At 73.9% G+C, this 17,710-nt stretch carries 19 protein-coding genes; 10 read left to right on the top strand and 9 right to left on the bottom strand.

Annotated features, from left to right (window positions below):
* Positions 1 to 139: 139 nt before the first annotated feature.
* Complete coding sequence (locus HCN52_RS12310; RefSeq protein WP_168088470.1) at positions 140 to 745, bottom strand: hypothetical protein; 606 nt, start codon at positions 743 to 745, stop codon at positions 140 to 142.
* 26 nt (positions 746 to 771) lie between these two features.
* Entirely contained in the window at positions 772 to 2,163 is a 1,392-nt protein-coding gene (locus HCN52_RS12305) for an MFS transporter (RefSeq protein WP_168088469.1), read from the bottom strand.
* 394 nt (positions 2,164 to 2,557) lie between these two features.
* Here HCN52_RS12305 and HCN52_RS12300 point away from each other — a divergent pair, with 394 nt between their 5' ends.
* A complete protein-coding gene (locus tag HCN52_RS12300; RefSeq protein ID WP_168088468.1) occupies positions 2,558 to 3,415 on the top strand; it encodes a DUF3027 domain-containing protein in 858 nt (285 codons plus the stop codon).
* A 110-nt stretch (positions 3,416 to 3,525) separates the two neighbouring features.
* On the opposite strand, the gene HCN52_RS12295 is transcribed toward HCN52_RS12300, so the two are convergent.
* Positions 3,526 to 4,245: a sulfite exporter TauE/SafE family protein gene (locus tag HCN52_RS12295; RefSeq protein WP_168088467.1), complete on the bottom strand. Its 720-nt coding sequence runs from the start codon at positions 4,243 to 4,245 to the stop codon at positions 3,526 to 3,528.
* Between the two features lie 200 nt (positions 4,246 to 4,445).
* On the opposite strand from HCN52_RS12295, the gene HCN52_RS12290 reads away from it, so the two are divergent.
* On the top strand, positions 4,446 to 7,664 hold the full coding sequence (locus HCN52_RS12290; RefSeq protein WP_312876662.1) for a sacsin N-terminal ATP-binding-like domain-containing protein: 3,219 nt from the start codon (positions 4,446 to 4,448) through the stop codon (positions 7,662 to 7,664).
* Positions 7,665 to 7,773: 109 nt separating this feature from the next.
* Here HCN52_RS12290 and HCN52_RS12285 read toward each other — a convergent pair whose 3' ends face one another.
* Positions 7,774 to 8,379: a TetR/AcrR family transcriptional regulator gene (locus HCN52_RS12285; RefSeq protein WP_168088466.1), complete on the bottom strand. Its 606-nt coding sequence runs from the start codon at positions 8,377 to 8,379 to the stop codon at positions 7,774 to 7,776.
* Between the two features lie 67 nt (positions 8,380 to 8,446).
* Between HCN52_RS12285 and HCN52_RS12280 the strand changes: the two genes are divergently transcribed.
* The gene (locus tag HCN52_RS12280; RefSeq protein WP_168088465.1) at positions 8,447 to 9,331 is read left to right on the top strand and encodes an oxidoreductase; all 885 of its coding nucleotides are present in this window, start codon (positions 8,447 to 8,449) and stop codon (positions 9,329 to 9,331) included.
* Between the two features lie 54 nt (positions 9,332 to 9,385).
* Here the strand turns inward: HCN52_RS12280 and HCN52_RS12275 are convergent, their stop codons facing one another.
* A complete protein-coding gene (locus tag HCN52_RS12275) occupies positions 9,386 to 9,616 on the bottom strand; it encodes a hypothetical protein (RefSeq protein WP_168088464.1) in 231 nt (76 codons plus the stop codon).
* A gap of 87 nt (positions 9,617 to 9,703) precedes the next feature.
* The gene (locus HCN52_RS12270; protein ID WP_168088453.1) at positions 9,704 to 10,231 is read right to left on the bottom strand and encodes a hypothetical protein; all 528 of its coding nucleotides are present in this window, start codon (positions 10,229 to 10,231) and stop codon (positions 9,704 to 9,706) included.
* A gap of 297 nt (positions 10,232 to 10,528) precedes the next feature.
* On the opposite strand from HCN52_RS12270, the gene HCN52_RS12265 reads away from it, so the two are divergent.
* From HCN52_RS12265 to HCN52_RS12235, 7 genes are all read left to right on the top strand, one after another.
* Complete coding sequence (locus tag HCN52_RS12265; RefSeq protein ID WP_168088463.1) at positions 10,529 to 11,356, top strand: helix-turn-helix domain-containing protein; 828 nt, start codon at positions 10,529 to 10,531, stop codon at positions 11,354 to 11,356.
* On the top strand, positions 11,353 to 11,559 hold the full coding sequence (locus HCN52_RS12260) for a DUF397 domain-containing protein (RefSeq protein ID WP_168088462.1): 207 nt from the start codon (positions 11,353 to 11,355) through the stop codon (positions 11,557 to 11,559). The genes HCN52_RS12265 and HCN52_RS12260 overlap by 4 nt, the downstream gene beginning before the upstream one ends.
* A 50-nt stretch (positions 11,560 to 11,609) precedes the next feature.
* The gene (locus HCN52_RS12255; RefSeq protein ID WP_168088461.1) at positions 11,610 to 11,813 is read left to right on the top strand and encodes a DUF397 domain-containing protein; all 204 of its coding nucleotides are present in this window, start codon (positions 11,610 to 11,612) and stop codon (positions 11,811 to 11,813) included.
* Positions 11,810 to 12,022, top strand: coding sequence for a DUF397 domain-containing protein (locus HCN52_RS12250; protein WP_168088460.1), 213 nt, complete (start codon positions 11,810 to 11,812; stop codon positions 12,020 to 12,022). The genes HCN52_RS12255 and HCN52_RS12250 overlap by 4 nt, the downstream gene beginning before the upstream one ends.
* Positions 12,019 to 12,231: a DUF397 domain-containing protein gene (locus HCN52_RS12245; RefSeq protein WP_168088459.1), complete on the top strand. Its 213-nt coding sequence runs from the start codon at positions 12,019 to 12,021 to the stop codon at positions 12,229 to 12,231. Before HCN52_RS12250 ends, HCN52_RS12245 begins: the two co-directional genes overlap by 4 nt.
* The gene (locus HCN52_RS12240) at positions 12,228 to 12,443 is read left to right on the top strand and encodes a DUF397 domain-containing protein (protein ID WP_168088458.1); all 216 of its coding nucleotides are present in this window, start codon (positions 12,228 to 12,230) and stop codon (positions 12,441 to 12,443) included. The genes HCN52_RS12245 and HCN52_RS12240 overlap by 4 nt, the downstream gene beginning before the upstream one ends.
* A gap of 216 nt (positions 12,444 to 12,659) precedes the next feature.
* Complete coding sequence (locus tag HCN52_RS12235) at positions 12,660 to 13,337, top strand: hypothetical protein (RefSeq protein ID WP_168088457.1); 678 nt, start codon at positions 12,660 to 12,662, stop codon at positions 13,335 to 13,337.
* A gap of 115 nt (positions 13,338 to 13,452) precedes the next feature.
* On the opposite strand, the gene HCN52_RS12230 is transcribed toward HCN52_RS12235, so the two are convergent.
* The 3 genes from HCN52_RS12230 to HCN52_RS12220 form a co-directional block, all read right to left on the bottom strand.
* On the bottom strand, positions 13,453 to 14,163 hold the full coding sequence (locus tag HCN52_RS12230) for a hypothetical protein (protein ID WP_168088456.1): 711 nt from the start codon (positions 14,161 to 14,163) through the stop codon (positions 13,453 to 13,455).
* Between the two features lie 215 nt (positions 14,164 to 14,378).
* Positions 14,379 to 16,907 (bottom strand): HAD-IC family P-type ATPase, encoded by a 2,529-nt coding sequence (locus HCN52_RS12225; RefSeq protein ID WP_168088455.1) that lies wholly within the window; start codon positions 16,905 to 16,907, stop codon positions 14,379 to 14,381.
* Positions 16,908 to 17,201: 294 nt separating this feature from the next.
* The gene (locus HCN52_RS12220; protein WP_168088454.1) at positions 17,202 to 17,546 is read right to left on the bottom strand and encodes a DUF2530 domain-containing protein; all 345 of its coding nucleotides are present in this window, start codon (positions 17,544 to 17,546) and stop codon (positions 17,202 to 17,204) included.
* Positions 17,547 to 17,710 lie beyond the last annotated feature (164 nt).

The raw sequence follows: 17,710 nt of genomic DNA, 5'->3' as shown, positions 1-17,710 counted from the left end.
GCCCCGCCGTCACCCGGACGCGGCAGACCCCGCCCGCCCGGCCGCTGCGCGGCGGGGGCGACGGGGTCGGCACCGCCCGGGTCGGGCGGCTGCGGGGTGGAGGTCGCGTTCACGCGGTGCCCGGCGGCGCTGGCGGCCGTCAGTGCTCCTTCTGCTCCAGCTGGAGGTTCCACACGCCCTCGAACTGGCCGAACAGCGCGTCGTCGAACGGGCCGAAGTCACCGGTCTGCGCGGCACCGAACGCGGCCATCAGGGCCTCGGTGTCGTAGTCCTCGGAGACCTGCGCGACGGTGATCTGGACGACGTCGGCGAAGGCTTCCTCGTTCTGGCCGGGCAGCGTCGCGGCGTCGGAGGCGGCGTACAGCTGGTCGGCCGGGAAGCTGCGGTAGGTGGTGTACGAGGGGTCGATGGCGTGGGGGTTGCCGTTGACGAACAGCAGCCAGCCGTTCTCGGCGATCTTCGGGTCCACGCCGACGCGCAGCGTCTCGCCGCCCTCGGTGGTGAAGACGCGCACGTCGGAGGTGTCTTCCAGGCAGGCGCGGGCCTCGTCGACGCCCAGGGCCTCGCCGTGGCCGTAGCAGTCGGTCGCGGTCTCCGAGGTGGAGGTGGCGGTACCGAGCGTGAAGTGGGCGTTCGGGCTCGGCTTGTCGCACGCCGTGAGGGCCGCCAGCCCCAGTGACACGGCGCCGGCGGCGAGAGTGGTGCGGACGGCCCGGCGGCCACGGCTCCTGGAGATCGCAGTCATGCGGGCAGATTACCGGGCGCCGCCCGTCACCGAACGCGCGGGTGCGGCGAGCCGCGTCGCGCGCCCGCCGCCAGCCCCCGGAAGGTGACCACCAGACCCACCAACAGCAGCAGTGCCGCGGTGGCCATGCCGATGCTGCCGTTCAGCGGCAGCGCGATGGCGATGCCGCCGCCCAGCACCCACGCCATCTGCACCATCGTCTCGGAGCGGGCGAACGCGGAGGTGCGGACGACCTCGGGCACGTCGCGCTGGATCAGCGCGTCCAGCGAGAGTTTGCCCATCGCCTGGCAGAGCCCGGCGACGGCGCTGACCAGGATGACGGTCACCGTGCCGTAGGCGACGGCCGCCGCGGTGGTCGTCGTCACCGCGAGGATCATCATGACCAGCAGGATGAACTCCGGCGCCCGGTCGCGCGCCCAGGCGCCCAGCACGTTGCCGAGGCCGTTGCCGACACCGGCGGCGACGCCGACCAGGCCGAGCGAGACGGCGGACGCCATCCCGGGCAGCGGCTGCTCGCGCAGCAGGAACGCCAGGAAGAACAGCAGGAAACCGGAGAGCACCCGGAGCGAGGAGTTGGCGACCAGCGCCTTGAAGACGGTGGTGCCGGTCGCCCGGATCACCCGGGACCGGCCGCGACCGTCCCTGTCCCGGCCGGCGGCCCGCGCCTCGGCCAGTTCCTGGAGGTGCAGGGTCCGTTCGCCCTTGGCGAGGTCCACCTTGTGCGGCAGCCGGAACGACATGAAGGCGCCGATGAGGGTGATGACGAACGCGCCGTACAGCGGCGCCTCGGGGCTGATGAGGTTCAGCACCAGGCCCAGTGGTGCCGCCGCTCCCGCGGAGATGAGGCCGGTGAGGGTGATCCGCGCGTTCGCCTTCACCAGGGAGATCTGGCTCGGCAGCAGCCGGGGCACGACCGCGGCCCGCACGATGTTGTACGCCTTGGAGGCGATCATGACGCCCAGCGCCGCCGGGTACAGCTCCAGTCCGCCGGTGGCCACGGCGCCGGTCATCAGCAGCGCCAGCACCCCGCGGAAGGCCAGCGCGCCCGACATCGCGGCCCGCCGCCCGTGCGGCAGCCGGTCCAGCAGCGGCCCGATGACCGGGGCGAGCAGGACGAACGGGGCCATGGTGACGGCGAGGTAGAGGGCCACCCGGCCGCGCGCCTCGTCGGTCGGTACGGCGAAGAAGATGGTGGAGGCCAGCGCCATCGTGATGAGCATGTCGCCCATCGAGTGCACCGCGTGCACCTCTATCAGCTTGCCGAGGCCGGATTCTCCGGCGCCCTGCGCGTGGGTGGCCTTCCGGATGCGGCGGCCGACGAGCTTCGGCGGCGTGGCGACGGCACGGCCGGTCGCCCGGAGACCCCGGAGCAGTGCCCCGGCCCCGGTTCCCCGATCGGACGAGCTGTCAGCGGCCACGTGCGTAAGCGTAGAGCGTGGGGCGCGCCCGTGGTCGCGATGCGTCGAACGAGTACCGCCCCGCGCGTCGCGCGGTCGCGGTCAGGGTGCGCCGAAAGGGGGACGGCGGCACGCGACACGCCCGGGCGCGTCGGGAGCCCGCCGCCGCTCCCGGCTGCGGGCCGGTGGTGCCACGGCGGTCCGGGGGTGCGGCGCCGCGATCGCGGACGGCTTCTTCCGGGGCGGGCGTCGCGCGGATCACACGTGCGGTAGCGTGGACCGACCGGTGCTTCGTGCCCACGTGCAGCAGCACGACGTCGCAGCGGCGCGGGTCTCACACCCCGTAGCCGCTCCGTCAGCTCCGCTCGCCGTTGGCGTTCGCATCGCACAACGCGTAGGAAAGAGTCGATATCCAGTGAGTGCTGCTACCCGAAGCCGGACCCCTGACCGGCTCTGTGCGGATGCCGTGCCGCTCGCACGGGAGGTCGCCGAGGAAGCCGCTTTCCCCCACCCGGTCGGCCCGCATCTCGGTGCCGAGGGCGAGGGGGAGGGCGGCCGTGTCGTCACCCACTTCTTCGAGTCGGCCGATCCGGCCTACCGCGGCTGGCGCTGGGGCGTGACGGTGGTCCGCGCCGCCCGCGCCCGCCATGTGACCGTCGACGAGGTGACGCTGTTCCCCGGCGAGGACGCGCTGCTGGCGCCGCAGTGGCTGCCGTGGAGCGAGCGGCTGCGCCCCGGGGACCTCGGCCCGGGCGACCTCCTGCCCGTGGAGGAGGGCGACCCGCGGCTGGAGCCCGGCTTCGCTCTCGTCGAGGAGGCGGCCGAGCCCGAGGCGGAGGCCGAGGGGGCGCGGGTCCCCGCCGACGCGACGCCGGAGGCGACCGCTGTCGCCGCCGCCGGGGTGCGGCCCTCGGACAACCGGCGGGCGGAGACGGCGGCGCTCGCCGACGAGCTGGGGCTGGGCCGCACCCACGTCCTGTCCCGCCTGGGTCTCGCCGAGGCCGCCGAGCGCTGGGACGAGAACTACGGGCCCGGGACGCCCATGGCGCAGGGGGCGCCCGCCTCCTGCATCAGCTGCGGTTTCCTGGTGCCGCTGGCGGGCTCGCTGCGCCAGGGGTTCGGCGTCTGCGCCAACGAGTACGCGCCGGCGGACGGGCGGGTCGTCTCGCTCGGGTTCGGCTGCGGTGCCCACTCCGAGGCGGCGACGCTGATGCCGAAGCCTGCGCCCCGGCCGTCGCCGGTCATCGACCACGTCGGCGCCGACCCGCTCTGACCGCTGCCGCCTGCCGGGCCCCCGGCCTGCCGGCCGGCGGGCCTGCGCGGTGCGGCCCCGCGCCGGACCCCGGTCCGCGACGCGCCGCCCGGCGGGCGTCAGGGCGTGTGTCAGGTCAGGGCGCGGACGATCAGGACGACGCCCGACAGCGACACCACGCCCAGCAGCGCGGCGCGGATGCCGCCGGCGCCCCAGCGCCGCCGCACCGGGATCGAGACGAAGTAGCCGGCGACCACGAACGGGATCAGCGCGGCGCCGGCGATCAACTGCTCGCCGGTGAGCTGGCCGCCCAGTTGGAGCGTCGCCAGCGAGATCGCGGCGCCGATGACGAAGTAGGCGCCGAGGGTCGCCCGCACGGTCGGGCCGGGGGAGTGCTGGTAGAGCAGGGCGAGCGGCGGCCCACCGATCGAGGTGGCCGTCCCGGTGACGCCGGAGACCATCCCGGCGGACATCAGCGAAACCGGCGTGACGCGCACGGTCACGGCGGAGATGGTGGCCGCCACCGCCAGCAGCACCATGACGCCGACGACCAGTCCGAGCAGCCGGGGCTCCAGGACGGCCACCAGCCACGCGCCGAGGATCGACCCCGGGATCCGGGGCGGCAGCCCCCAGGCGAGGCCGCGCCAGTCCACGTGCCTCCCCTCGGACCACAGCGTCATCAGCGGGGTGACCATACTGGCGACCAGCATCGAGCCGGGCATCAGGGACGGGTCGGCGATCGCCACCACCGGGGCCGCCAGCAGACCGAGGCCGAGGCCCACGGTGCCCTGGACGAGGGCGCCTGCGAAGACTGCGGTACCGGCGATGAGCAGGAAGATTATGTCGGGCACGGGCCTTGACGCTAGCAGCCGCCCGCGCCGGAGCCGACCGTACGGCCCTCGCCTCCGCTGTCACAGCCGCCCCCGCGGCCCCGGTCCGTGGCGCCGTCGGGGACGCCGCCGCCCCGTCCGCCGGGTGCGTGCTGTGCCGACCGTCTCACCGAGCGCCTCCACCGGAACGCGAGGGGCGGGCTGAGAGTACTGTCACCGAGGTGACTGCCGATCTGAGCGATGAGAGCACCACCGCCGAGGACCCCTTCGGTACCGCCGCGTTGCGCGGCGCCGTCCTGGACGCCTGGGCGGCCTCCCCCGCACGGTTCCGTGAGGACGCCAACGCCGAGGAGGAGTTGGCGCGCGGCGGCTACCGGGACCGGATCGTCGTGGAGCTGGCGCAGAACGCGGCCGATGCCGCCGTCCGCGCGGGCGTTCCGGGCAGACTGCGACTGGAGCTGGCCGACGGCGTGCTCCGTGCGGCCAACACCGGCGAGCCGCTGACCGCCGCCGGGGCCGGGTCGCTGTCCTCGCTGCGGGCCTCCGCCAAGCGGGACGCGCCCAGCGTCGGCCGGTTCGGCGTCGGCTTCGCCGCGACGCTCACCGTCACCGACACCCCGGCGGTCCACAGCCGGACCGGCGGTGTCCGCTGGTCGCTCACCGAGGCGCTGGCGCTGACGGCGGAGGTCGCCGGCCGGGCCGCCGGTCTGGCCGAGGAGGTCGAGCGGCGCGGCGACGGACGGCACGCCGTTCCGCTGCTGCGACTGCCGTTCCCCGCCGGGGCGTTCACCGTGCCCGACGGGTACGACACCGTGGTGGAGCTGCCGCTGCGGGACGCCGCCGCGGAGGAGCTGGCGGCGCGGCTGCTCGCCGAGGTCGGTGATCCGCTGCTGCTGGCGCTGCCCGCCCTGACCGAGGTCACCGTGGTGACCCCGACCGGGACCCGGACGCTGGTCCGGGCCGACGCCGACCCCTCCGGCACCGGCACTGGCACCGGCGCCGCCGACGCGCAGGGCGGTGCCGAGGCCGTCGAGGTGGCGGAGGTGGTGGTGACCGAGGGCGAACGGACCACGCGCTGGCGGACCGTCACCGCCCGTGGCCGGGCCGAGGCGGAGCTGCTCGCCGACCGCCCGCTGGAGGAGCGGGAGCGCCCGCTGTGGACAGTCACCTGGGCCGTCCCCGTCGCCCCGGACGGCGCCCCCGCGCGGCCCGACGCCGAGCCCGTCGTCCACGCCCCGACGCCGACCGGGGAGCCGCTCTCGCTGCCCGCGCTGCTGATCGCGTCCTTCCCGCTGGACTCCACCCGCCGCCAGGTCGCGCCCGGGCCGCTGACCGAGTTCCTGCTCGACCGGGCCGCCGACGGCTACACCCGGCTGCTGGCCGCATGGCGCCCGGTCGGCCCCGGCACGCTGGAGCTGGTCCCCGGCCCGCTGGGCTCCGGGGTGCTGGACTCCGGGCTGCGGGAGCGACTCGCCGCCCGTCTTCCCGAGGTGCCGTTCCTGCCGCCCGCCGCGCCCCTCACGGCGCCGCCCGCCGGCGAGGCCGAGCAGCCCGGTGACGACGGCGCGGCGGGTACCGACGGCCGCCGGGAGGCGCTGCGCGCCACCGAGGCCGAACTCGTCGAGGACGCCGGTGCCGCCACCGTCGCGGTGCTGGCCCGGCTCTTCCCGCACCTGCTGCCCGCCGGCCTGGAGCGGCACCCGGCGCCCCGGCTGCTGGGCGTGGCGCGGGTGTCGCTGGGCGAGGCGGTGGACCGCGTCGCGGGCGCCGACCGGCCGCCGTCCTGGTGGCGGGAGCTGTACGACTCGCTGGCCGGGGTGGACCCGGACCGGCTGACCGGGCTGCCCGTGCCGCTGGCGGACGGCCGGACGGTGGTCGGCCCCCGGCAGGTGCTGCTGCCGCTGCCGGGCGGCGACCCCGCCGGTCCGGCGCGGCTCGGACTGCGGGTCGCGCACCCCGACGCGGTGCACCCGCTGCTGGAGAAGCTCGGCGCCGCCCCCGCCACCGGCCGTGCCGTGCTGGAGACGCCGCAGGTTCGGGCGCTGGTGACCGCCGCTCACGACGGAGAGCTGTGGGACGAGGACGCCCCGGATGCGGCCGAACTGGCCGAGATCGTGCTCGGGTTGGTGGCCGACGCCGAGTTGGCGCCCGGCGACCTGCCGTGGCTGGCCGCTCTCCCGCTGCCGGACGAGGACGGCGAACTCACCCCCGCTTACGAACTGGTGCTGCCGGGCAGCCCCTTCCAGCAGGTCATCCGCGAGGGGGAACTCGCCGCCTGTGATCAGGCGTTCGCGGACCGCTGGGGGGAGGGACCGCTCACCGCCGTGGGTGTGCAGGCCGCCTTCCCGCTGGTGCGCGCCGCCGATGTGGTCCTCGACCCGGACGAGTTGGTGCCGGGCGACTCCGACGTCCCCGAGCCGGACGACGCCGGGCTGCTGGACGCCGTCGAGGTCTGGTGCGAGGACCTGCTCGACGCGCTGCCCGAGGCCGACCTCCCGCCGGTGGCGGGGGAGTTGCTCGCCGTCCGGGACCTGGAACTCGTCGACGACGACCAGTGGCCGCGGGTGCTGGCGATGCTCTCCGAGCCGCCGCTGCGCGACGCGCTGGTGCGTCCGCTGCGGGTTCGGATGCCCGACGGCACCGTGGCCACCGCCCGGCCGTACACCGCCTGGTGGCTGCGCGGCGCCCCGGTGCTGGGCGGGCGCCGCCCCGCCGGGCTGCGCGCCGCCGGTGGTGATCCGCTCCTCGCGGGGCTGTACGAGCCGGCCGACACCGCCGACGCCGACCCCGAGGTGCTGCGCGCACTGGGCGTCCGCACCAGCGCCGACGCGCTGCTGGCCGAGCCGGGCGGTGCGGCGGAGTTGCTCGCCCGCCTCGCCGACGCCGAACTCCCCGTCGCCGCCGAGCAGCTGCACGGGTTGTACACGCTGCTCGCGGCCCTCGACCCGGAGGAGGTCACCCTCCCGGACGAGGTGCGGGCCGTCGCCGCCGACGGGCGCACCGTGGTGGTGCCGGCCGGGGACGCCGCGGTGGCGGACGCCCCGGACCTGCTGGCCTCCGCCGGTGACCGGCCGCTGCTGCCGGTCGACCCCCGGCACGCCGCCGAGCTGGCGGCGGTGCTGGACGTTCCGCTGCTGTCGTCCCTGCTGCCCGCCCCGGTCAGCGGACCGGGCACGGAGCACCCCGTGCCCGAGGCGGCCCGGGCGCTGCTGGGCGAGGCCGCTCCGGCGACCTACCGGGAGCACGAGGAACTGCTCGTGGACGGCGTCGCGGTGGACTGGCGGCACCTCGACGGCATCGTCCACGCCGCGACGGTGGAGGGGCTGGCGGCCGGACTCGCCTGGGCGGCCGGGCAGTGGCCGCGTCGCTTCGAGCTGGCCGCGCTGCTGGAGGACCCGGACCGCACCGCGGAACTGGCCACCGCCCGCTGGTTCGACTGACGCGGACGCCGGTGCGGAAGGCCGTCGGCCGGGGTGACCCGGTCGGCGGCCTTCCGCGCGTCGCGCCCCGCTCACCGCCCCGGCGCGGCCGGAAGCAGCGCCGGGACCCCTACGGCAGGGGGGCGGCGCCGCGCAGGAACTGGTCGGTCGCGTCGGCCACCAACCCGTCGAGGGCCGCGCGTTCCACGAAGCCGCCGTTGATGAGCGAGGCGATCCCCTGGACCGTGGCGAAGACGACCATGCCGACCCGCAGCGGGTCCCCCGCCCGGATGGCGCCCTCCGTCTGCCCCCGCGCCACCAGGTCGTTCATGAGGCCGAACGGCCCTTCGGCCGCCGCCGCGATCCGTGTCGCGCCCGGTCGGTGCTTGGCCGCGTACATCAGCTCCAGCAGCGCGCCGTTCTCGGTGGCGAAGCGCGTGTAGGCCGTCATCACGGCGAGCACCTGCGCCGGGAACGTGTCCGAGGCGCCGGTGAGCGCCTCCCGCAGTACGTCGCCCAGCCGCTCGAAGCCGGTTTCGGCGAGCGCGTCGAGCAGTGCTTGGCGGTCGGCGAAGTGCCGCCGCGGCGCGGCGTGGCTGACTCCCACCTCCCGAGCCAGCTCGCGCAGCGAGATCTGCTCCGCCCCCGCCGTGCGGAGGCGGGATTCCGCTGCGGCCAGGATCGCGGACCGCAGGTTGCCGTGGTGGTAGGGCCGCTCGGCCGTGGTCTCCGACACAGCCCAGAGCCTACACGCCGCAGTGTGTGCGTTGCCCACTTTGTTGTCAGCGGCTACTTTGTAGTCCATGACTACATTCACGGCGGCGGATGTGCCGCCCCTGGCGGGTCGCACCGTCGTCATCACCGGAGCCAACAGCGGTATCGGCCGGGTTGCCGCGAGCGTCTTCGCGGCGCGGGGAGCGCGGACGGTCCTGGCCGTGCGGGATGTCCGGCGGGGTCGGGCGGCCGCCGCCGACATGACCGGGCAGGTGGAGGTGGCCCGGCTCGACCTCGCCGACCTCGCCTCCGTGCGCGCCTTCGCCGACGGGCTCGACGGGCCGGTCGACCTGCTGGTCAACAACGCGGGGGTGATGATCCCGCCGCTGACCCGCACCGCCGACGGGTTCGAGCTCCAGCTCGGGACCAACCACCTCGGGCACTTCGCCCTCACCAACCTGCTGCTGCCGCGCGTCACCGGCCGCGTGGTCACCGTCTCCTCCTCCGGCCACCGCGTCGGGGCGATCGACTTCGACGACCTCAACTGGACGAGGCGGCCCTACCGGCCCATGGCCGCCTACGCGCAGTCCAAGCTCGCCAACCTCCTCTTCACCGCCGAACTCCACCGCCGCCTCGCCGCCGCCGGCTCCTCCGTGCTCGCCATGGCGGTGCATCCGGGCATGGCCGCGACCAACCTGCTGCGCGCCAACGACCGGCCGGGGGTCCGCACCAGGGTCCGCGACGCGTTCACCAACGTGTTCGCGCAGAGCGAGGAGGGGGGAGCGCTGCCCACCCTGTACGCGGCCGTCGCCGACCTGCCCGGCGGCAGCTACGCCGGGCCCGGCGGTCTGCTCCAGGGCCGCGGCGCGCCCAAGCCGGTCGGACGCTCCGCCGCCGCACAGGACGCGGCGGTCGCCGCTCGGCTGTGGGAGGTGTCCGAGGAACTGACCGGCACCGCCTGGCCGCTGGGCTGACGCCGGCGGACGGCGTGGGCGGTCCGGACGGTCCGGGCGGTCCGCTGCGGCGGTTCACGCGGGAGGAACGTGTGCGCAAAGCGCCGCGTTGAGCGTCACCACCTCGTCGGCGGTGAGCCGACCCAGGTGCACCTGGTACTCCGGGCGGCGGCAGACGTCGCACGGGTCGACGACGTCGATGTCGTCGAGCCGGACGCCCAACCGTTTGACGTGGTTGAACAACTCCTGGGCGGCGGCCTCGACCGCCTCCCGGTCGGAGTTGGCGAAGCTGATCTCCTCGTACACGGCTCTCTCCTTCTCGTGGCGGGGCGGGGCGGGTTGGGGCGGGTCGAGTCGGACGGGGTGCGGCGAGTCCGGCGGGTCGCGCAGGGCTCAGGTGACGCGCAGCAGTCGGCGGGCGGGCGCGCCGCGCAGTACGGGCCGGGCGGAGAGCGAGTACAGGACGTCCACCTCGCCGACGCCCCGGATGCGGTCCGGGCCCCGGGCGTTGGCGCTGACCGGGCGACCGGCCGCCAGGGCCGCCTGCTGCACCCGTAGAAAGGCGGTGTCGTCCGCCCAGTCGCGGAACACCCGACCTGGCGACCACGGCGAGGAGGCGACGGCGGCGAGTGCGCCCGCCGGCAGCGGTCCCGCGCCCGGACGCGGGTCCAGCGCGTCGGCCAGCCGCAGCGCCTGCGACCGCAGCCAGCGCAACGCCTCGGCCGGGGTGGCGGCCCAGTGCCCGCCCAGGTACCACTCGCCCCCGGCGTCGGGGCACCGCACGACGGTCTCGCACCAGAAGCCGTCCACCCGCGTCCCGCCGGTCACCGACTCCGTCACGGAGTTGACCCCGGTCCGGGTGAACTCGGCGGGCCCGTCGTTCCAGCTGCGCCCGGCGAACCGGTGTCCGTGGTGCGGCATGTCCGCAACTCCTCCAGATGGTCATCAATGGCGCGCGTCAACGCCGCGCTCTTCCGCAGGAGTTCACTCAACGGGCCGGATGGCTGCGGGGCCGTCGGACCCTCGGCCGCTTCCTCGTTCACCGCTCACCCGCGCGATCCGGACACCGTGCGCCCCGGTCGCGATTCCTGCCGCTGGGCACGACAACCACCGGCCGCTCCTCTCCGTAGTGACTTCACTACCCGGCACCGTCAGGTTGGCCTAGAGTCAGAAGCCGCTCAACCTGGCATTTCGGCACAGGAAGTCCGTGGGGGACCGATGAATCTCAAGGAGCTCGACCCGGACAGCTCTCCGCAGGCGGCATACGGCGCGCTGGTCCGCCAGTGGCGCGAAGACCGCGGGTGGAAACAGGACGAGCTGGCCGGACGAATGGAGTACTCCAGCACCCATCTCTCATCCATCGAAACCGGTCGCAAACTGCCGACCTTGCGCTTCGCGCGCAATGCGGACCAGGCGCTGCGCACCGAGGGGCTCTTCGAACGCAAATGGCGCGAGCTGCGACAGGGGTCGCTGCTGGAGGGCTTCCCGCAGTACGTCGAGTACGAGGCCCGCGCGGAGGAGCTGCGGCTGTACGAGATCGGCATCATCCCGGGCCTGCTGCAAACACCTGCTTACGCCCGTGTCCTGGCGGAGAGCTCCGTGCGCCGCGGCGACATCAGCGCCGAACACGGCGAGGAGCGCGTCCAGTTCCTCGCCGAGCGACAGGCCGCACTGGCTCGGGACCGTCCGCCGACGGTGATGGCGGTGATGGACGAGAGCTGCATCCGGCGCATCGTCGGCGGTCCGCTGGTGATGGATGAGCAACTGGGGGCACTGCTCCGATTTGCGGAGCTGCCGAACACCGTCCTCCAGATCGCGCCGTTCACGCTGGGGGAGCGGCGGCCATTCAATCTGCCGATCAACTTGCTGACGTTGCCTGACCGCTCGTTGGTGCTCTATGCCGAGTCGCAGACGCAGGGGCACATGGACCGGGAAAGCACTGCTGTGCCGCAGATGTTGAGGAACTACCATCAGCTACAGGCCGAAGCGCTCAGCCAGGCCGACTCCGTGGCCATGATCGAGCAGGTACGAAAGGGCATCTCGTGACGACCGATACCCCCCAGTGGTTCACCTCCTCCTACAGCGACAACGGTGGGAACTGCGTCGAGGTGGCGGGCAATCTCGTCGCCCGCCACGGCACGGTTCCGGTGCGCGATTCCAAGACCCCGGCCGGTGCGGTGCTGACGCTGCCCGCCGGTGCGTTCGCCGCCTTCGTCACCGGTGTGCGCGACGGCGGTCTCAGCCGCTGAGCCGAGGCCGCTCCGCGCGGCCATGAACCCCAGCACGGAAAGGGCACTTCATGACGACCCACATCCTCCGCTGGTTCACTTCCTCCTACAGCGACAACGGCGGCGACTGCGTCCAGGTGTCGGCCGATCTGGCCGCCCCTGACGGCACTGTGCCGGTCCGCGATTCCAAGGCGCCCGCTGACGCGGTGCTGTCGCTCTCGACTGATGCGTTCGCCGCCTTCGTCGGCGGGGTGCGCGCGGGGAGGCTGGCATGACGGCTGGTTCCCCTGAGGGCCTGCGCTGGTTCAGCTCCTCCTACAGCAACAACGGCGGCGACTGTGTCGAGGTGGCGGCCGAGCCGGCCGCTGCTGACGGCATCGTTCCGGTGCGTGATTCCAAAGCGCCGTCGGGCGCGGTGCTGATGCTTCCTAGTCCAGCGTTCGCCGCCTTCGTGGGCGGTCTCTGTGGCGGGAGGCTGGCATGACCAGTCTTTCGTCAACGGACCTGCGCTGGCTCACTTCCACCTACAGCGACAACGGCGGCGCCTGCGTGCAGGTGTCGGCCGATCTGGCCGCCACCGAGGGCACCGTGCCGATCCGTGATTCCAAGGCGCCCGCCGACGCGGTGCTGTCGCTCTCCACCGGTGCGTTCGCCGCCTTCGTCGGCGGCGTGCGCGCGGGGAGGCTGACATGACGGCTGCTTGCTCTGAGGGCTTGGGCTGGTTCAGCTCCTCCTACAGCAACAACGGCGGCAACTGCGTCGAGGTGACCGCCGACCTGGTCACCACCGCGGGCACCGTGCCGATCCGTGATTCCAAGGCGCCCGCCGACGCGGTACTGACGCTGCCGGCCGGTGCGTTCGCCGCCTTCGTCGCCGGCCTGCGCGAGAGCGGGCTGACCCGCTGAGTCGTAGTGCGTGACCGCAGGCCGCTCCCGTTCCGGGGCGGCCTGCGGTGCTCTCCGGTGCGCGCCCCCCTCATGGGGTGAGGGGCGGTTGTCGGACAACCGGTTCCGGGATGGGGCTGCCGGTGTTTGTGCGTCTGGAGGTGGAGCAGGCGCGGGGGACCGAGCCGCCGCCCCACGCGCGCGGCGGCAACGAACCACCCGGTGGAGGACCTCGACATGCCCCGACAGCTCACCCGCCGCACCACTCGCTCTGCCGCCCTGACCGCCGGAGTCCTCGCCGCGACCCTGGCCCTGGCCGCCTGCGGCAGCGACGACTCCGCCGACGACGACGCGCAGGCCACCGAGACGGTCGCCTCCGAGACCGAGACCGGCACCGAGGACGACACGACGTCAGAGCAGGAGGGACCCACCGAGGACGACGCCGCAGACGCCGGTGGTGTCGCCGAAGAGAGCGGCGAGGACGGCGAGTTCGACCGCACCGAGGAACTTCCCGACGGCTCCGCCGCCGACATCTACGAGATCGACTTCCAGACCTACCGCGCCGAGATCGTCGGCGAGGACGGGGTCCTCGGGACGCTCCGCGCCGACGACGGCGTGGACGGGATCGAGCTCAACGCGATGTACGTCGTGCTGGAGACGGACGGCTCGCTGCACGCCTGGACCGACGCGGGCGAGCAGGGGCCGGGCACCTTCACCGTGGATGGCGGCTGGGAGGTGGAGGTCACCCACCACGACGACACGCACTGGGAGGCGAAGGTCTCCGGTGGCGAGGCCGAGGACACCATCACCGCGAACGGTGAGGACGCCGTTGCCCACGCCAACGGCATCTACATCGTGCTGACCTGGGCCGGGGTCGTCAGCTCCCACGATCCCGAGGCCGAGAGCACCGAGTGATCCGGGCTGCGTCCCCGCGCCGCGGCGCCCTGGGGCAGCTCAGCAGGACGGTGGCCGCCACGCCTCGGATCGAGGCGGAGGCGGCCACCTGTCGTGCTGCCGGTGCGGCCGGGGCTCAGAGCTCCGTGGGCTCGCGCGGTCCGTCGTTCTCCCGGGCGACTTCGATGACCATGGTGCTGCCGTCCTTGGAGAACACGTACTCCGGAAGCTTCTGCCCCTCGAAGCCGTGGCCGCTGAGGCCGATGCCGACCGTGTTCTCGCCCTCGAAGACCGACGACGCCTTCGCGTCCACGACGAGGTCGTTGAGCCCGTCGATCTCCGGGTCGGGGTGCGCGAACCCCTGATTGGTGAACTTGAAGGAGAGCAGCCAGTCGCCCTCGACCTCCAGGTCGGTGCCCTCGCCGCCGTGGGTGACCTCCGAGACGACGTCGTGCCAGAACGCGGGGACCTCCTCCGCGAACTCCAGGCGGATGGTGTCGGCCTCCTCGCCCTCCTCGACGGTGATCGCCCGGAGCGCCGGCTCGTCGTCCTCCCCGAGCCCCGCCGACTCCGTCTCCTCTGCTTCCTCTGCCTCGTCGGCCTCGGTACCGGCCTCGTCGGTGGCCGCGTCGTCCGTCTCGCCGGCGTCAGGGTCGGCGTCGCCGGTCGCCGTGCCCTCCTCCGCACCGGTCTCCCCGGCCGTGTCGTCCTCCTGCTGCTGCTCCGCGGGCTCCGCGGCCTCGCTGCTGCCCTGCTCGTCGTCCCCGCTGCCGCACGCTGTCAAGGCCAGCGCCGCGACCGCCGCCAGCGCTGCCGAACGTGCGCCTGTCCTACGAATGCTGCGCATCCAGTGCCTCCGCGTCCTCCGAGGCCGGCCGCTCCGGCCCCGCGTGGCGCACCATCGTCATGGCGGTGTCAACGACTCGCGAGGAGGACGCGCCGCCGCGTCGGAACCCCAACTACCAAACAAAATCGGTGCAGTTGACGCGAAACCATCGGCCCCACGCACAGGAACGCCGCACACCGTGGCGATGTGCGGCGTCCCGTCGAGGCGTGGTGCCCCTACCCGCCGGAGCGGGCCTCACGGCGGGCGCGGCGGGCGGCGCGGCGCTCCTCGAGGCTCTCCGGCTTGTCGGGGAAGCGGCGGGGCACCACCCGCCAGGAGACCTCCAGCAGCACCAGCGCGACACCGGCGATCCCGACGGCGACCAGCGGCATAGTCATGCCCACCAGATCGAGCGCGAAGAACTCCCGCAGGAACGGGGTGACCAGCACCACCAGGAAGCCGCCGCCCATGGTGAGCAGCAGCCCCAGCCGCCACCAGGTGTAGGGCCGGGCGATGATCGCGAGCACGCCCATCGCGCACAGGAACAGCGTCAGCGTCGCCGCGGACGTCTCGGCGGTCAGGGTGTCGCTGGTGGCGCCGTAGTGGTGGCGCGCCAGCAGGTACGACACGAAGGTCGCGACACCGGCGATCAGGCCGAACGGGACGGCCAGCCGCAGCACCCGCCGGACGAAGTGCGGCCGGGCGCGCTCGATGTTGGGAGCCAACGCCAGGAAGAACGCCGGGATGCCGATGGTGAACGCCGACAGCAGCGTCATGTGGCGCGGCAGGAACGGGTACGGGACCTGGCTGATGATCACCGCGAAGGCGAGGAACACCGAGTAGACCGTCTTCGTGAGGAAGAGGTTGGCGACCCGCTCGATGTTGCCGATCACCCGGCGGCCCTCGGCCACCACGGACGGCAGCGTCGCGAAGCTGTTGTTCATGAGCACGATCTGGGCCACGCCCTTGGTGGCCTCCGACCCGGCGCCCATGGAGACGCCGATGTCGGCGTCCTTCAGCGCGAGGACGTCGTTGACGCCGTCGCCGGTCATCGCGACGTTGTGGCCGCGGGTCTGGAGAGCGGAGACCATGTCGCGCTTCTGCTGCGGCGAGACCCGGCCGAAGACGGAACCCCGCTCGACGGCCTTCGCCATCTCCTCCGGGTCGTCCGGCAGGTGCCGGGCGTCCACGGGGGACTCCGCGCCGGGCAGCCCCAGTTTGGCGGCGACCGCGCCGACGGAGACCGCGTTGTCACCGGAGATGATCTTGGCGTCGACGTTCTGCTCGGCGAAGTAGCGCAGCGTGTCCGGCGCCTCCTGCCGCAGTCGCTGATCCAGGACGACCAGCGCGACCGGGGCGACGTCCCGGGACGGGTCGCCGCTGCCGTCCCGCGCGGCCAGCTCCTCCAGGGCGCGCTCGGAGCGGGCGAGCAGCAGCACGCGCATGCCCTGCCGGTTCAGCTCCTCCACCGCCTCCAGCTGCGGGTCGCCGTCCCGCAGCAGGACGTCGGGGGCGCCGAGCAGCCAGGTCGCCTCCGCGCCGTCGGGGCCGGCCAGCCGGGCGCCGCTGAACTTGCGCGCGGAGGAGAACGGCAGCGCGTCGGTGGAGCGCCAGCCGTCCGGCGCGGGATAGGCCTCGACGATCGCCTTGAGGCTGGCGTTGGGGCGGGTGTCGGAGGCGCCGAGCGCGCCCAGCACCGCCCGCACGTGGCTCTCGTCGCCGTCGCGCGCGTCGCTGCCCGCCTCGCCGGAGCCGGACGTCGTGCCGGAGGTCGTGCCGGAGGCGGCGGCCGGGCGCAGCAGCCGCAGGTCGGTCACGTCCATGCCGCCCTCGGTGAGGGTGCCGGTTTTGTCCAGGCAGACCACGTTCACCCGGGCCAGGCCCTCGATCGCGGGCAGCTCCTGCACCAGGCACTGCTTGCGGCCCAGCCGGATGACCCCGATCGCGAACGCCATCGAGGTGATGAGCACCAGTCCCTCGGGGACCATCACCACGATGCCGGCGACCATGCGCCGGATCGCCTCGAAGGTGTCGGCCCGCTCCACGACGAGCTGGCTGATGATCAGCCCGATGGCGGCCGGGATCATCAGCGTGATGCAGAACTTGAGGATCTTGCTGATGCCGCTGCGCAGCTCGGAGTGGACCAGGGTGAAGCGCGACGCCTCCTCGGCGAGCTGCGCCGCGTAGGCCTCCCGGCCGACCTTGGTGGCGCGGAACGTGCCGCCGCCGGAGACCACGAAGCTGCCGGAGAGGACCGGGTCGCCGGGCTTCTTCAGCACCGGGTCGGCCTCGCCGGTCAGCAGCGACTCGTCGACCTCCAGGCTCTCGGCCTCGGTGACGACGCCGTCGACCACCGCCTTGTCGCCCGGCGCCATCTCCACGATGTCGTCCAGGACGATGTCGCGGGTGGAGACCTCCACGGACACGCCGTCGCGGCGCACCTTGGGGCGTGCCTCGCCGATCACGGCGAGACTGTCGAGCGTGCGCTTGGCGCGGAGTTCCTGGATGATGCCGATACCGGCGTTCGCGATGATCACGAAGCCGAAGAGGCCGTCCTGGATCGGGCCGACGACCAGGATGATCGCGAACAGCACCCCGATGATGCCGTTGAACAACGTGAAGACGTTGCCGCGGACGATCTCCGAGGTGGACCGCGACGACCGCGCGGGGACATCGTTGATCTGCCCCCGTGCGACGCGTTCGGCCACCTCGGCACTGGTGAGGCCGCGTACGCTCACCGGCGCCTCCGTATCGGTCTGCATCATGGAGCAGACACTACGAGGATCTGTGCGCTTGTGCGTAGTCGGGGCGTGTCCGGGTAGGGCACGCCGGGGGTGGGCTCCGGGCCTTCCGGGTAGCGGCCCCTGTCCGCGTCCGCAGCCGGTCGGGGTCGACCTGTCGTCCCCGACCGGCCGGTGGCGCGGTGCCGCTACAGCGGCCCGTGGGTCAACGTCCCGCCGCCGGCGCGTACTTGACCGGGCTGTCATCGGCGGCGCGGTGCGGGGCCGACCGCCCGGCGGACGGGATCGCGCGGTGCCCGCGGACGCGCGCGGCGCGGGTCAGCCCGCGGGCGTGTCGGGGTGGCGGCCGTCGCCCGGCTCTGCCGTGGTCGGCGCGTCGGGGGAGTCGACGGAGTCGCCCGACGCCGCGCGAGCGGCGTCCCGGCGGATGGCCGCCTCACGCCGACCGTTGAACCAGAGGCCGAAAAGGCCCAGGCCGACGCCGACGAGGCAGGTCCAGATCCAGCCGGTGCGGCCGTCCTCGGCGTACCGGGACCAGAAGGGGAGCTGCGCCAGGAAAGCCACCGCCCACAGGGCGGTGCCGATGCCGACGACGAGCGAGACGTTCCCCTCCAACGGCGGCGGAGCCTGCCGCTTTCCGCTGGTCAGGTCGCTCCAGCGCATTCGTCCGCCCTGCCTTCCGCCCGCGTCCCGCCCGGGTCCCGTGCGGCGGTCACCGCCGCGGCTGCCGGGCGCCCCGGGCCCTTGCGGGCAAGCCTAGTCCGCGCCGGTCGTCCGCGGGGGCGCGGGCCCGCCGGGTGCCGGCGGCGGTGCGGCGGGGGCGGCGG

Source organism: Streptomyces bohaiensis (genome assembly GCF_012033785.1).
GTDB lineage: Bacteria > Actinomycetota > Actinomycetes > Streptomycetales > Streptomycetaceae > Streptomyces > Streptomyces bohaiensis.
The sequence above is the reverse complement of the archived record's forward strand: the minus strand, read 5'-3'. Positions and strand labels throughout refer to the sequence as shown.

Bases quoted from the DNA above. Each gene is read 5' to 3' on its own strand.
- HCN52_RS12310 (WP_168088470.1), bottom strand. From the start codon at position 745: ATGACTGCGATCTCCAGGAGCCGTGGCCGCCGGGCCGTCCGCACCACT.
- HCN52_RS12280 (WP_168088465.1), top strand. From the start codon at position 8,447: ATGACTACATTCACGGCGGCGGATGTGCCGCCCCTGGCGGGTCGCACC.
- HCN52_RS12270 (WP_168088453.1), bottom strand. From the start codon at position 10,231: ATGCCGCACCACGGACACCGGTTCGCCGGGCGCAGCTGGAACGACGGG.
- HCN52_RS12265 (WP_168088463.1), top strand. From the start codon at position 10,529: ATGAATCTCAAGGAGCTCGACCCGGACAGCTCTCCGCAGGCGGCATAC.
- HCN52_RS12255 (WP_168088461.1), top strand. From the start codon at position 11,610: ATGACGACCCACATCCTCCGCTGGTTCACTTCCTCCTACAGCGACAAC.
- HCN52_RS12250 (WP_168088460.1), top strand. From the start codon at position 11,810: ATGACGGCTGGTTCCCCTGAGGGCCTGCGCTGGTTCAGCTCCTCCTAC.
- HCN52_RS12245 (WP_168088459.1), top strand. From the start codon at position 12,019: ATGACCAGTCTTTCGTCAACGGACCTGCGCTGGCTCACTTCCACCTAC.
- HCN52_RS12240 (WP_168088458.1), top strand. From the start codon at position 12,228: ATGACGGCTGCTTGCTCTGAGGGCTTGGGCTGGTTCAGCTCCTCCTAC.
- HCN52_RS12235 (WP_168088457.1), top strand. From the start codon at position 12,660: ATGCCCCGACAGCTCACCCGCCGCACCACTCGCTCTGCCGCCCTGACC.
- HCN52_RS12230 (WP_168088456.1), bottom strand. From the start codon at position 14,163: ATGCGCAGCATTCGTAGGACAGGCGCACGTTCGGCAGCGCTGGCGGCG.
- HCN52_RS12225 (WP_168088455.1), bottom strand. From the start codon at position 16,907: ATGATGCAGACCGATACGGAGGCGCCGGTGAGCGTACGCGGCCTCACC.
- HCN52_RS12220 (WP_168088454.1), bottom strand. From the start codon at position 17,546: ATGCGCTGGAGCGACCTGACCAGCGGAAAGCGGCAGGCTCCGCCGCCG.